Genomic DNA, 13,355 nt, shown 5'->3' on the forward strand with positions numbered 1-13,355 from the left:
CGGATCAGTCTACGCTGCGGATCAGTTTGCGCTCCAATACACGCAGCACCGCTTTCAGGTCATGACCCCGTTTGAGAACACGACCATCCATGCCGATGATCGCGTACATACCCTGCTTTCCCGCCAGCTTCGGACGTTTTTCGATCCGGTACAGCGCGTGCTCAGCGCTGCGGCGGAAGACACAGAAAACTGCAACGTCTTTTAACGCCGAAATTCCGTAATCCCGCCACTCACCCGCGGCAACCATGCGCCCGTATAGGGACATGATCGGCCCAAGCTCCGTGCGGTGGAAGTGGATCTTTTCCCCATCCGGACGACGGGAAGAGAGCGATGTAACTGTGTGCATGTTCATGCAAAGAGTTTGATCCGCACAACTACGAATGGCAAGCGTCTTTCTTGTCGGAAATAGGGCGTTAAAACACCGCTGTATCGCCCCAATCAGAGCACAGAATCGTCAAGGTCGGGGGGCATAAAAGCCCTACGCGTATCGTGAGTAACGAGTAACAGCCCCGACGAGACCGCCGCGTACTGGCGCCTCGGTCGGGGTTTTTCATTTTAGCGACGCGGGTTGAGAAAGCGCGCCCAAGCGCCAAGCCGACGCGAGATGTGGCTTTCTGAAAATTCCTTAATCTTGCCGCATTCCCTCCCTTTATTTGCCCTGATCACAGGTGAAACTTCTTCTATAGCTGAAACAATGCTTGCCCCTGACGCAGTGCTCATAACAGCCCCCACCCTTGGGTGCCGCGTCGGGGCTCTATTCTATCCCCCAATAAAATCTGACAGAACCGCGCGAATGGAATTTTGCGTTTGCCCTTTCAGCCCTGCTGTAGTTCTTTAGGCGCGGACACCCCCCTGTTAACAGCGGGGGGCAAATTTATGTACGCTGCCTTATGAAGAATGGCGGGCAGCGCCAGAAGGGGATTATACTATGCGCGACTTTCACCTGCCCGGACGTTCTCCGGTATTTGCGGCAAACGGTATGTGCGCCACGTCTTCCCCACTAGCGGCGAAAGTTGCTGTCCAGATGCTAGAAGCCGGTGGCAATGCAGTGGATGCTGCGATTGCAGCGGGCGTGTTGCTGGGATTGTGCGAACCGCAAATGACCGGCATCGGCGGGGATTGCTTTGTTCTGGTAAAACCTGCGGACAGCGAAGAGGTTGTGGCGTTGAACGGCTCGGGGCGCGCTCCGGCGGCGCTCGATGCGGAAAAGCTGCGGGCGGCGGGGCACAAAACCATGCCGCTGCACGATGCAGCAGCAGTCACGATCCCCGGTGCGATTGATGCGTTTTGCCGGTTGTCGAAAGACTATGGTAAACTGGGGCTGAAAGCGCAGCTTGCGCCAGCCATTCACTATGCCCGCGCTGGCGTGCCACTTGCGCCGCGTACTTGTTTTGATTGGGAACGCGCGGCGGAGTCTTTGCAGGGCGCGGCACGGGATTTTTATCTTCTGGACGGAAAGGCCCCGACACCGGGCCAGATATTCCGCGCGCCAAACCAAGCCGAGGTGCTGGAACGTGTCGCACTGGAAGGGCGCGCCGGTTTTTATGAAGGCGAGGTGGCCGAGGATATGGTCAACTCACTCAACGCGCTGGGCGGGGTGCATACGCTGGATGATTTTGCAGCAACCGCCTGTGATTATTCCGGTCCGATCAGTGGCACCTACAAAGATGTGGAGCTTGTTGAACATCGCCCGAACGGACAGGGGGCCACAGCGATCCTTTTGGCGAACATCCTGTCCCACTTTGACATGGCCGCTTATGGTGCGCATAGCACGCAGCGGGTTCATATCGAAGCGGAAGCCACTAAATTGGCCTATGACACACGGAACCGCTTTCTGGCCGATCCCGATTACATGAGCCGTCTGGACTATATGACATCGGCGGAGACTGCGGCCAGTTTGGCAGCGCTAATAGACCCGCATAAGGCGATGCCTTCAGCCACGGCCATTTCGGAAAGCGTGCACAAAGAGACGGTTTACCTGACGGTGGTGGATCGGGACCGCATGGCGGTGTCGCTGATCTATTCCGTGTTCCATTCCTTCGGGGCGGGGTTGGCGTCTGATAAATTCGGGATTAATTTTCAGAACCGTGGTGCAGGGTTCTCGCTTGAGGCGGGGCATCCGAATGAAGCAGGCGGTGGCAAGCGACCAATGCACACGATCATTCCGGCGATGCTGCGCAAAGGCGGCAAGGTGATCATGCCTTTCGGTGTGATGGGCGGGCAGTATCAGTCCACGGGGCACGCACGATTAATGTCCAACATGGTGGATTTTGAGATGCCGGTGCAGGAGGCGATCGACGCGCCGCGCAGCTTTGCGGCTGATGGAAAGCTGCAATTGGAGCGGGGCTATAGCGCGAGTGTGCGCAATGACCTCATGACTATGGGGCATGACATCATTATCCCTGATGTGGCCATCGGCGGGGCGCAGGCGATTGTGATCAATCCTGAAACCGGCGTTCTAGAAGGCGGGTCCGATCCGCGCAAGGACGGCTGCGCGCTCGGCTATTAGTGAGTTTGCTCCTGAGCGAAGACGGCCCGTCAGGAAACTGGCGGGTCTTTTTTGTGTGGGCTTACTGCCTTCAAATTCCTTTTAGACCCTGCATTTATGAAGCTTCACATATGAAGCTTCATTTAACACGCGTCTTGTAAGACGCTTCATATTTGCAGGGTGATAATTCAAGTTTGCAAACTAATTCAGAGAGTTAAAAATCTGTCCGACACAGCCATCATCGCCACAACAGCAAAAGCCGCCTGACCTGCCAGTTATTGGAAGGCACGGCGGTTTTGCAGAATGTGGTGTTTTGTGTGTAAAACCGCGCTGGCGTCACGCTCTACGATTTTGGCATCCAGAGAGAGAAACGGAAGGCGAAAATGCCTCACCAGAGACAGTAACACTGTCCTCTCCGGTCGCTGCCTTAGTTTAACTGAACGTCGAGACGGTATTGACCGTCATTCAATTCGCCGAACATGGCGATGACTTCTGGATGGTCTACCGGCGCGCCGGTCGGATCCGTTTCGAGATTTTGCTCTGAGACATAGGCCACGTAATAAGAGGAGTCATTTTCCGCCAGCAAGTGGTAGAAAGGCTGCTCTTTATTAGGACGTGTCTCCTCTGGGATACTCTCCCACCATTCCTCGGTATTTGAGAAAGTTGGGTCTACGTCAAAGATCACACCCCGGAAGGGGTGCTTGCGATGGCGGACGACTTGTCCGATGGTGAATTTAGCTTCCGCTTCAAACATGGTTACTCCTGATTCCCCACAACCCGTGTAACAAGAATCTTACGATTCCATTGACATTCTGTCCGATATTGGGGGATTGAATGCAAGGAATTTCAGGGAAACAGTACGTGGCGCTATTCTTAACAGTATTGCAAGTTGTCGCACCTGTGTTCCTTCTGGCGCTGATCGGCGTGGTGTGGGTTCGTCTCGGGTACGAATATAGGGTGCAGTTCGTCACGCGGCTTTCTATGACGCTGGGTGTGCCGGCGCTGATCTTCACTTCTCTCATGAAAACGGACATAGATCGCGCTACGCTTTTTGATACGATTTGGGCCGCATGCTCTGCCTATATTGCTGTTACCATTGTATTTTTTGTGATCTTCAAAGTGTTCAAACTGGATATGCAGACCTATCTTGCACCATTGATCTTCGGGAATACCGGAAACCTTGGCCTGCCGCTGGCGCTGTTCGCTTTCGGAGAGGCGGGGATGGGCTATGCTGTGGTGGTGTTTGCGCTCATGGGTATCTATTCCTTTACCTTCGGAATCTGGCTGGTGTCGGGCGGCGGATCGCCGCTCAAGGTGCTGAAGGAACCGATGGTCTGGGCCACGCTGCTTGGCGGTCTGTTCCTGTTGCAAGGTTGGAGCACACCGGTCTGGATGACCAACACGCTGAGTTTGATCGGGCAGATGGCCATTCCGTTGATGCTAATTACACTCGGTGTAGCACTGGCGCGGCTGACACCGCAGAACATCTTGCGGGCGGTAGCCTTGTCGGTCGTGAAGATACTGGTGTGTAGTCTGGTGGCTTACGCTGTGGGCCGGTTTTTCCAGCTGGAACCAGTGGCGCTTGCGGTACTGGTCTTGCAGGTTTCGACGCCCGTTGCGGTCACATCCTATCTGCTGGCCGAAAAATACGGTGCTGCCGCCGGAGAAGTCGCCGGCCTTGTGGTGGTATCGACCCTGCTGTCGGTCATGGCAATTCCGCTCACATTAGCGTTATTCCTGTAACGCAGCGCAGCCGCCCCTTTTTTCCAACAGCATTTTAGTGTAGCATCGGTCAAAATCCGGCGCTCAGAGACCGGCATCGAGGCAGATATGAAATACAGCACGATCCTTATTGCGATCCTGATCCTGACCGCCTGTTCGGGTGGCCGGTCCGATCCCCCCAGAAATCTGGACAACGCCTGTTCTATTCTTGACGAAAAACGCGGCTGGTCCCGTGATCTTAAGAAGGTCGAGCGTAAATATGGCGTTCCCGGTGAGGTGATCCTTGCTACGATCTATCACGAAAGCCATTTTAAATCCCATGCACGCACACCGCGGAAATTCACGCTCGGTGTGATCCCGATGGGGCGGCAGTCTTCGGCCTACGGTTTTTCGCAGGCGATTGACGGAACGTGGGATTGGTACAAGCGGGCGACTGGAAACCGCAGCGCCAAGCGTCACAATTTCGACGATGCTGTTGATTTCATGGGCTGGTACATGAACGAGTCAACGAAACGCAATGGCATCGAGAAAACGGACGCCTATAACCAGTACCTTGCCTATCATCAGGGCCACACAGGTTTCAAACGAGGCAGCTATCGCAATCAACAGTGGCTCTTGAATGTAGCGGCCAAGGTTCAGGCCCGTGCGATCCTTTACGGTGCGCAGTTGAACACCTGTCGCTGAGAAAAGTAGAAAAGCAGGCGGGTCAAACATCAAACCGCCTGCATCCGTCGTCAGCGTATGTCGCCTTCCTTGGCGATCCGGTCCACATTGAACAACCGCGCTTGCAAGCGGGCGTTATGTTCGAGTTTGCCAAGAACGACCGTGGTTTTCTGCCCGCTTTCATCCGTCACAATCCACTGACGCAGTTCAGTCGGCTTGTCTGTAAACACCAGCTTCACATTTCCATAGTTGGGATGTTTCGGGTCCTGTGCCGTTACGGTCGTAGACGTCCCGTCATGCTGATGTGCAACGACCATACCGCTTGCGTTCAGGTTTACGCGATCCTTCAGGATGATATGCAGCGGAGTGCGGTGAAGCGGATATTGTTGCCCACCTGAATTGGAACGCTTGTCAAAAATTGCCAGTTTGCCTTGCCCTGCCACAACCAACGCATCATTGGGTGGCTCATACTCGAACCGCATCCGGCCCGGACGCTTCAGATAAAACGTGCCCTTGGACAGGGTGCCATCGGGGTTCACCTGCGTAAACGCACCTTGTGCACTGGTCAGCGTGTTCAGGTAAGCGGAAAGCTCGTTCAGCGACAGCGGTTTGGACTGGGCCAAGGCCGGTGAAGCAAGACTAAGGGCGGACAAAGCGCCAAGGAAAAATCTACGTTTCATAAAATCTAATATAGGTCGCCTGTGAGAATGGCAAAAGATACATCAGAACACAGGACTGTGAAAAGGGGCACTTAAGGCGGAAAACCGCCTTAAGCCAATATCAGTTAATGTTGTTCAGGCACCAGAATTTCCCGTTTACCAACGTGGTTAGCCTGACTGACAACGCTTTGTTCTTCCATCTGCTCTACCAATTTGGCGGCTTTGTTGTAGCCGATGGACAGCTTGCGCTGGATATAGCTGGTGGAACATTTGCGATCCTTGATCACAATCGCCACAGCCTGATCGTAAAGCGCATCCTCGCCGTTGGTATTGCCGCCAAGGCCCAACACCGCATCGATGCTGTTTTCCTTGTCCTCTGCCGGACCTTCAACCACGCCAGACACATATTCCGGTGCGCCAAGCGCCTTAAGGTGGTTCACAACCTCTTCGACTTCTTCGTCACTAGCAAACGGCGCGTGAACCCGCGTGATTTTACCGCCACCCGCCATATAGAGCATATCCCCCATACCGAGCAGTTGTTCCGCACCCATTTCCCCAAGTATCGTGCGGCTGTCGATTTTCGACGTGACCTGAAACGAAATACGGGTTGGGAAGTTGGCCTTGATCGTGCCGGTGATTACATCCACCGACGGGCGTTGTGTGGCCATAATGAGGTGGATACCGGAAGCACGGGCCATTTGTGCCAGACGTTGAATACAGGCTTCGATCTCTTTGCCCGCAACCATCATCAGGTCGGCCATCTCGTCCACGATCACCACGATGAACGGCATTTTTTCCGGCGTGAAGGTTTCTGTCTCGAATACGGGTTCGCCGGTGTCGTCGTCAAAACCGGTTTGGACGGTGCGGGTGAAATCCTCGCCCTTTTTAAGCGCCGCTTCGACACGGGCGTTATAGCCGCCGATGTTGCGCACGCCCATTTTGGACATTTTGCGATAGCGCTCTTCCATCTCGCCCACGACCCATTTCAGCGCCACAACAGCCTTTTTAGGGTCGGTCACAACAGGCGAGAGCAGATGTGGAATGCCATCATAAACTGACAGTTCCAGCATCTTCGGGTCGATCATGATCATCCGGCATTCATCCGGTGACAGCTTATACAGCAGGCTGAGGATCATGGTGTTAATCGCCACGGATTTACCCGAGCCGGTGGTCCCCGCGATCAGCAGGTGAGGCATCTTCGCAAGGTTGGCGATCATCGACTTGCCGCCGATATCCTTCCCAAGCGCGAGCGGCAGGCTTTGCTCGCCGTCGCCGTAATCCTGCGAGGCCAGCAACTCGCGCAGCAGCACGGTTTCCCGTTTCTCGTTCGGCAGTTCGATCCCGATCACCGATTTACCCGGAACAGTGGACACACGTGCCGACAGGGCGGACATGGATCGGGCGATGTCATCGGCCAGACCGATCACACGGCTTGCCTTCAAACCAGGCGCAGGTTCCAGTTCGTACATGGTGACAACGGGACCGGGGCGCACCGAAACGATTTCGCCTTTGACGCCGTAATCATCCAGAACATTTTCCAGCATACGGGCGTTTTCTTCCAGTGCCTCGTCGGACAGATGATGTCGCACAATGCTCGACGGGTGGGCCAACAGGTCCAGCGGCGGCGTTTCGTATTCTTCTTCGGCGCCTTTGAACAGGCTTGGCTGGGCCTCTTCCTGTGCCCGTTTGCTTTGCTTTTCAGCAGTGCGCGGGGCGCGGGGTTGCACAACCTGCTTTGCCTCGGGCTGTGGTGGGCGCGGGCGGGCCGGAGCGATCGGTTCTGCTGCTTGCGCAGGCGCAGAGGCAGGGGCCGCAGGTGCCGCGACTTCGGCACGTGCGCGCACGGACTGAAAGCTGACGGGCGGTTCAGCCACATCGTCGCTGTACCCACGGGACGCACCGCCAAGGGCTGGCATCACCGCATAGCCGTCATCGGCTGACTCGCGGAAGATATTCTCGGTTACGACAGGTTCTGGCGGTGTGTTTTGCACACGCAGGGTGCGGGCGCGCAGAACTTTGGTTTTGATCGCATCGTTGATCCGGTTGCGCACACGGTCTTCGTCGTGAACGTGTTCGTCATGCGTTTCGTGGGGCAGGGTTTCGATCAGTTCGTCTTCTTCTTCTACGTCGATCTCGGCCTGTGGCTTGCGCAGGGTAGGGAGCTTCAGCTTGGGCAGTGTGATCCCCCGCAGAGGTTTGATTTTCTCAACAGCGGTAGGTTCTGCATCTGTTGGTTCTTTCGCCACCAAAGGTGCTTTTTGTGCAGCGGTTTCCTTGCGAGTGGCACGGCGGGTTTCCATACCGGCTTTGGCGGCAACGGCACCTTTGGCACCGCCCTGCACCAAAAGGGTCAGGAAGGACACGATAGAGGCGTAAGACAGGATCACTGCAACCAATGCGTACTGGCTGATGTGGGACAGTTCCTGTTTGGAAAAGCCAAGGGCAAACAACGAGGTCACCACAAACAGAAAGGCAAGCGCCAGCGTGATCACGATCAGACGCAGCGTCAGCTGCATCGGTACCAGATCCATCAGGATACCAACGGCGGCATCGCCGGACAGACCGCCAAGGCCGAACCCGTGCTGCCAGCTATCCAGCGGTACATGAGTGGCAAGAAATACGGCAGTAAAGGCGATGAAAACCGGAATGCTGATGGCGCGGCTCAGCAGGCGTTTGTCGCCGGTGTGCAGCACGAAACGAGAGCCCCAAACAAAGAACAGCACCGGCAGACACCAGGACGCCCAGCCGATTGTCAGCATAAGGCGGGATGAAATGGACGCGCCAAACGTGCCCAGAATATTCTGCGCCGGTGCGGATGTCGCGGACAGCCAGCTTGGGTCTTCCGGAGAATAGGTCCACAGCATCGCCCCCATCAGGATGGCAAAACCCACCATCGCAAGGCCGATCAGCTCGGTTCCGCGTTTGCGGATCGCTTCCTGCATGTGGGTTTCCAAAAGTGGATCGCGCGTGCGCGTCTGATACGCCATGTCCCTACCTCTCAGTACAAATGGCGGCGGATGTCATGCAGTCCGCGCGTCATTTCATCTATCGGGGCAACCAAGGCCACACGGATATATCCGTGGCCCGGGTTCGTCCCGTTTACGTCTCTTCCCAAAAATGCACCTGGCAACACCCGAACACCGGAGGCTTGCCACAGCTTCAATGCAGCCGCTGCGCCATCTTCCACAGGCAGCCACAGGAAAAATCCGGCTTGCGGTGCAACATAGCCGTTGATGCCGTGAAAGACTTCATCGGCCAGTTCAAACTTCGCGCGGTACAGGGCGCGGTTTTCAATTACGTGGTCCTCATCCGCCCAAGCCCGCGTTGCGGCCCGTTGGATCGGCAGGGGCAATGGCGCACCGGCGTAGTTGCGCAGCTGTTTTAGGTGGGCCATCGTCGCCGGTCCACCCGCTGCAAAACCGGAGCGCAGTCCGGGCAGGTTGGACCGCTTTGACAGTGAATGGAAAATCACCACACGTTCGGGATCAGCGCCCAACTTGTGCGCTGCCTCTAACGCCCCTGTGGGGGCTGTGTCGCGGTAAATTTCGGAATAACATTCGTCGGCGAAGATGCGGAAATCGTGCTTTTCGGCCAGCGCCAGCAGGTCGCGCCAATAGTCAAAATCCGCCACAGCCCCTTGTGGGTTCGAGGGCGAACAGACGTAGACAATGGCGGTATCGTTCAGAATGTCTTCAGAGACACCGGCGTAATCGGGCAGAAAGCCGGTTTCAGCGGTAGAGTTCACAAAGACGGGTTTTGCCCCGACCGCAGCGGCGGCAACAGCATAGACCTGATAGAACGGGTTCGGCATCAGCACATAAGGTGTCTTGCCGGACTTCTTTTCGGGGCAGGTGGCTACGCAGGCGTTGAACAGTCCTTCGCGGGTGCCATTCAGGGATAACACTTGGGTCGCTGGATCAACCGACACGTCAAACCGGCGTTTGATCCAGTCCGCAATCGCGCCCAAAAGTTCGGGCGCGCCGTCATTGGGCGGGTATTTCGCAAACTCATGCGCGTGCTTTGCGATTTCTTCTTCGACGAATCGCGGGAAGGCGTGTTTGGGTTCGCCAATGGACATATGCAACACATCGCCGCCCGCAGGATGGTGATCCAACAGGGCACGGAGACGCGGAAACGCGTATTCTGGCAGGTTCGAGAACCGCTCTGGAAATTTCATGTCTGCCTCAGGGTATGGGGTCTAAGCGCCCCGTTTCCACCACATTAGACAAAAATATCCAGCGGGCCAAACCTCTTTTGGTGAAGGCGAGGCGATTGTGGCTTTTTTGCCCTGCGCCCCGCTTTAACAATCCTAAGGTTGATAGCTTAACAGTTTCAGGCGTTTAGCGCGGCCTCCAGCGCGGCCCCGTCCCGCAGGATTTTCCGCTCGCCAAAGGGTGTGCTCATCGCCATCAGACCTACGCTTGGCGTTCCGGTCGGCAGGGTCAGGCTGCACACACCCAGCAGATTGGCCACCCGCGTATTGCGCAGCGCCATCAGATTTGCGTGCTGGTAATAGGCGCTTTCGGTTTTCAGACGTTCCAGATCGGGCGGCAGAATCGGGGAAGCGGGCAGCAGCACTGCGTCATACCCTGCGACATGGGCAAGGTATTCTGTGCGCAGTTGCATCATCCGCTTCTGCGCTGCGACATAATCCACGCCGCTGAAATTCAGCCCGCCACGAAACCGTTCCAGAATCTGCGGGAACATCGCATCGGGGTTCGCTTCCAATTCGGTTTTCCACTGGGCATAGGCCTCTACCGTGAAGACAACCGGCGACAGGGACAGCAGTTCGGGCAGTAGGGGCACTTCGATCTCGGTGATTTTCGCCCCCTGTTTTGCCAGACGGTCAATCGCGTCCTGAAAGCCGTCGGCAATGCCAGTGTCGAGATCATCAAGAACAGATGTTTTGCACAAGGCAAAGTGACGGCCTGACAGGCGCGACCCTTCCAGATCAGGGGTTTTAGCATTTCCTGTCAGCGCTGCAAGAAGCTGGGCGCTGTCCTCAACCGAGCGGCACAAGGGGCCGATGGTATCAAAGCTCGCCGCGAGAGGCACCACACCGTCAAGAGAGACCAGTCCGGAGGTGGTTTTCAACCCGACTAGATCATTCCACGCGGCAGGTATCCGCACCGAGCCGCCAGTGTCGGACCCGATCGCCGCCGCAGACAGGTTAAACGCAACCGAGGCCGCTGCACCCGAAGACGATCCCCCCGGCACGGCGTTATGATTGTTCACACAAGGCGGCGTCTGGGTAACCGGATTATAGCCAAGACCCGAAAACGCCAGTTCCGACATATGGGTTTTGCCCATGCAAACCAGTCCCGCACGGGTGGCGTGTTGCAGGCATTCGCCGTCCTGTGCGGGCACGCGCCCTTTCAACAGGTCACTGCCGGAAACGGTTTCAATTTCGGCGGTGTCCACTAGGTCTTTCCAAGACACCGGCACCCCGTCGAGCAGGCTGTTGCGCAATCCGGCATCGGCGCGGGCTTTGGCGGCTTTTGCTTCGGACAGGGCGCGGTCGCGGGTGACGTGGGTGAAAATTCGCTGGCTGAATTCGTGGGTCTCGGCGGCGTCGAGATAAGTTTCGCAAAGCTCTACAGGGTCGATTTTACCTGCGGCGATGCCCCGCCCCAGATCGGATGCGGTTGCGTGTAGCCAGGGGTGTGCCATCACGGGTCTCCTTCGTATTTGGATCGAACCCTAGCGGCGGAATGACCGATGGACAATCCCGCAGAAGCGCCCATATTCAGCCTATGACTATGGATACGGATATTCTGATTGCAGGGGGCGGGCTGAATGGCTCCGCGCTCGCCTTGGCGCTGGCACAAGCCGGTTTTCGCAGCACGGTAATTGACGCGCTGCCGGTGGATACCCGCAAGGAAGCGGATTTTGACGGGCGCGGTTATGCGCTGGCGCTGACCTCGCAGCGGATGCTTGCAGCGTTGGGATTGTGGGACGACTTGCGCGAGCACGCCCAGCCAATTCTGGATATCAAAGTGTCCGACGGACGCCCCGGCGAAGGTGCTTCGCCCTATTTCCTGCATTTCGATCATAACGAGATCGAAGAAGGTCCGATGGGGCAGATGATTGAGGACCGTTACCTGCGCCGCGCTTTGCTGGAGCGCGTGGCCGACCACGAACGCATCACCCATCTGGCCGAGCGTTCGGTGATTGCACAGGACGTGGACGCGGCGGGGGTGACAATCACGCTGAACAACGGGGAAACCCTGCGGGGGCGTATGCTGGTGGGCAGTGACGGGCGGCAAAGCAGTGTGGCACAGCGCAGCGGTATCCGGCGCACCGGATGGCAGTACGAACAAGCCTCGCTAGTGTGTGCGGTTGAACATGAACTTCCCCACCAAGGCTGCGCCCATCAGTTGTTCCTGCCCTCCGGCCCGCTGGCGATCCTACCCCTGCCGGGCAATCGCAGTTCGATCGTATGGACCGAAGGCACAGCCCGCGCCGAGACGATACAGGCGATGGATGATGCGGAATATCTGGCCTGTCTGCGCCCCTCCTTCGGGGAGTTTCTGGGCGAGATCAAGCTGGCAGGAACGCGCTTTATGTACCCGCTTGGTCTGTCACTGGCGCAATCTTTTGTGGCGGATCGTGTGGCGCTGGTGGGGGATGCAGCCCACGGTATCCATCCGCTTGCGGGGCAGGGACTGAACCTTGGTCTGCGTGACGTAGCAGCTTTGGCGCAGGTGCTGGCGGATGCGGCGCGGCGTGGGCAGGACATCGGCAGCCCTGTGGCACTTCAACCCTACCAGCAGTGGCGGCGCTTTGATGCGGCCAGCCTTGCGGCGGCGACGGACGGTCTGAACCGGCTATTTTCTAACGACAATCCGCTTCTGCGCGGCTTGCGGGATCTGGGCTTGGGCGCGGTGAACGCTGTGCCATCGGCGCGGCGCAGCCTGATCCGGCAGGCGGCAGGTCTGACAGGGGAACTGCCCCGCCTGATGCAAGGGCATGCGGTTTAGTCCAGCGGGCGGGCCTCGTCTATCAACATCACCGGAATGCCATTGCGAATGGGAAAGGCCAGACGGGCCTTTTTCGAGACCAGTTCATGTGCCTCCGCATCATAGCGCAACAGGGTGTGCGTCACCGGACAGATCAGCGCTTCCAGCATCTTCGGGTCGGTCTTGGAGGTATCGCTCATTGGATGGGGTCCTCTCCGAGATCGCCTGCCAGCGTAAATTCCATCAGCGTCACCAGTGTTTCGCGGCGGTTTGCCAGATTGGGCGCCTCCAGCAACGCCTGTTTTTCTTCCGGATCAAACGGGCAGAGCATCGACAGGGAGTTGATCAGCAGCTCCTCATCAGCCTCTTTCAAGCTTTCCCAATCCGTAGACAGCGACGTCGCGGTGAAATAGCGGGACAGGGTTTTCAGGAAATGCGGTCGATCAAACCGGTGGTCAACGTCCTGTGCGCCCTTGTCTGCCGTAAAGCTGGACCAGTCCACGGCTGCGTTGATGTAGGGGTGAAACCCGTCTTCAAGATCGCGCAGACGAAAGCGACTGATGCCGGATAGCGTAATCAAATAACGCCCGTCTTCGGTTTCCGAAAATGAAGTGACACGCCCTGCGCAGCCGATGTGCTGCAAGGCCATTTCCCCAGTGTTGCCCGGAATTTCGCGGGGTTGCACCATGCCGATCATCCGGTGGTCGGTCTTCAACGCATCATCGAGCATCGTCAGATAGCGCGGTTCGAACACGTTGAGGGGGAGTCGGGTGCGCGGCAGAAGCAGCACACCTGACAAAGGAAAGATCGGAATTTTCGGGGGCAGGTCGATGACGTTTATCATGTGCCAAACATAGCCCCCGA

General features: G+C 57.1%; 12 protein-coding genes. 4 read left to right on the plus strand and 8 right to left on the minus strand.

Annotated elements, in window-relative coordinates:
* Positions 1-4 precede the first annotated feature (4 nt).
* Positions 5-352, minus strand: a complete 348-nt coding sequence (locus IEX10_RS10305; RefSeq protein WP_188674257.1) for a DUF2794 domain-containing protein — start codon at positions 350-352, stop codon at positions 5-7.
* A gap of 576 nt (positions 353-928) precedes the next feature.
* Between IEX10_RS10305 and IEX10_RS10310 the strand changes: the two genes are divergently transcribed.
* Positions 929-2,509, plus strand: coding sequence for a gamma-glutamyltransferase family protein (locus IEX10_RS10310; RefSeq protein ID WP_188674260.1), 1,581 nt, complete (start codon positions 929-931; stop codon positions 2,507-2,509).
* Positions 2,510-2,915: 406 nt separating this feature from the next.
* Here IEX10_RS10310 and hspQ read toward each other — a convergent pair whose 3' ends face one another.
* The gene (gene hspQ, locus IEX10_RS10315) at positions 2,916-3,242 is read right to left on the minus strand and encodes a heat shock protein HspQ (RefSeq protein WP_188674264.1); all 327 of its coding nucleotides are present in this window, start codon (positions 3,240-3,242) and stop codon (positions 2,916-2,918) included.
* Between the two features lie 107 nt (positions 3,243-3,349).
* Between hspQ and IEX10_RS10320 the strand changes: the two genes are divergently transcribed.
* Both IEX10_RS10320 and IEX10_RS10325 read left to right on the plus strand, forming a co-directional pair.
* A complete protein-coding gene (locus IEX10_RS10320; RefSeq protein ID WP_188674267.1) occupies positions 3,350-4,231 on the plus strand; it encodes an AEC family transporter in 882 nt (293 codons plus the stop codon).
* Positions 4,232-4,318: 87 nt separating this feature from the next.
* Positions 4,319-4,894, plus strand: coding sequence for a transglycosylase SLT domain-containing protein (locus tag IEX10_RS10325; protein WP_188674270.1), 576 nt, complete (start codon positions 4,319-4,321; stop codon positions 4,892-4,894).
* A 50-nt stretch (positions 4,895-4,944) separates the two neighbouring features.
* Here IEX10_RS10325 and IEX10_RS10330 read toward each other — a convergent pair whose 3' ends face one another.
* From IEX10_RS10330 to IEX10_RS10345, 4 genes are all read right to left on the minus strand, one after another.
* The gene (locus IEX10_RS10330) at positions 4,945-5,553 is read right to left on the minus strand and encodes a LolA family protein (RefSeq protein WP_188674273.1); all 609 of its coding nucleotides are present in this window, start codon (positions 5,551-5,553) and stop codon (positions 4,945-4,947) included.
* Positions 5,554-5,657: 104 nt separating this feature from the next.
* Entirely contained in the window at positions 5,658-8,519 is a 2,862-nt protein-coding gene (locus IEX10_RS10335; protein WP_188674276.1) for a DNA translocase FtsK, read from the minus strand.
* A gap of 11 nt (positions 8,520-8,530) precedes the next feature.
* The gene (locus tag IEX10_RS10340; RefSeq protein ID WP_188674280.1) at positions 8,531-9,709 is read right to left on the minus strand and encodes an aminotransferase class I/II-fold pyridoxal phosphate-dependent enzyme; all 1,179 of its coding nucleotides are present in this window, start codon (positions 9,707-9,709) and stop codon (positions 8,531-8,533) included.
* 155 nt (positions 9,710-9,864) lie between these two features.
* Positions 9,865-11,202, minus strand: coding sequence for an amidase (locus IEX10_RS10345; RefSeq protein WP_188674283.1), 1,338 nt, complete (start codon positions 11,200-11,202; stop codon positions 9,865-9,867).
* Positions 11,203-11,285: 83 nt separating this feature from the next.
* Between IEX10_RS10345 and IEX10_RS10350 the strand changes: the two genes are divergently transcribed.
* Positions 11,286-12,512, plus strand: a complete 1,227-nt coding sequence (locus IEX10_RS10350) for a UbiH/UbiF/VisC/COQ6 family ubiquinone biosynthesis hydroxylase (RefSeq protein WP_188674762.1) — start codon at positions 11,286-11,288, stop codon at positions 12,510-12,512.
* Here the strand turns inward: IEX10_RS10350 and IEX10_RS10355 are convergent.
* Positions 12,509-12,691, minus strand: coding sequence for a Trm112 family protein (locus IEX10_RS10355; RefSeq protein ID WP_188674286.1), 183 nt, complete (start codon positions 12,689-12,691; stop codon positions 12,509-12,511). The two genes, IEX10_RS10350 and IEX10_RS10355, sit on opposite strands and share 4 nt — an antisense overlap.
* Positions 12,688-13,335 (minus strand): LON peptidase substrate-binding domain-containing protein, encoded by a 648-nt coding sequence (locus IEX10_RS10360; protein WP_188674289.1) that lies wholly within the window; start codon positions 13,333-13,335, stop codon positions 12,688-12,690. The genes IEX10_RS10355 and IEX10_RS10360 overlap by 4 nt, the downstream gene beginning before the upstream one ends.
* Between the last annotated feature and the right edge of the window lie 20 nt (positions 13,336-13,355).

This window comes from Neptunicoccus cionae (assembly GCF_014643735.1).
GTDB lineage: Bacteria > Pseudomonadota > Alphaproteobacteria > Rhodobacterales > Rhodobacteraceae > Amylibacter > Amylibacter cionae.

Coding starts and splice junctions, on each gene's coding strand:
- hspQ (WP_188674264.1), bottom strand. CDS start 3,242: ATGTTTGAAGCGGAAGCTAAATTCACCATCGGACAAGTCGTCCGCCAT.
- IEX10_RS10355 (WP_188674286.1), bottom strand. CDS start 12,691: ATGAGCGATACCTCCAAGACCGACCCGAAGATGCTGGAAGCGCTGATC.
- IEX10_RS10335 (WP_188674276.1), bottom strand. CDS start 8,519: ATGGCGTATCAGACGCGCACGCGCGATCCACTTTTGGAAACCCACATG.
- IEX10_RS10340 (WP_188674280.1), bottom strand. CDS start 9,709: ATGAAATTTCCAGAGCGGTTCTCGAACCTGCCAGAATACGCGTTTCCG.
- IEX10_RS10360 (WP_188674289.1), bottom strand. CDS start 13,335: ATGATAAACGTCATCGACCTGCCCCCGAAAATTCCGATCTTTCCTTTG.
- IEX10_RS10350 (WP_188674762.1), top strand. CDS start 11,286: ATGACTATGGATACGGATATTCTGATTGCAGGGGGCGGGCTGAATGGC.
- IEX10_RS10330 (WP_188674273.1), bottom strand. CDS start 5,553: ATGAAACGTAGATTTTTCCTTGGCGCTTTGTCCGCCCTTAGTCTTGCT.
- IEX10_RS10345 (WP_188674283.1), bottom strand. CDS start 11,202: ATGGCACACCCCTGGCTACACGCAACCGCATCCGATCTGGGGCGGGGC.
- IEX10_RS10310 (WP_188674260.1), top strand. CDS start 929: ATGCGCGACTTTCACCTGCCCGGACGTTCTCCGGTATTTGCGGCAAAC.
- IEX10_RS10305 (WP_188674257.1), bottom strand. CDS start 352: ATGAACATGCACACAGTTACATCGCTCTCTTCCCGTCGTCCGGATGGG.
- IEX10_RS10325 (WP_188674270.1), top strand. CDS start 4,319: ATGAAATACAGCACGATCCTTATTGCGATCCTGATCCTGACCGCCTGT.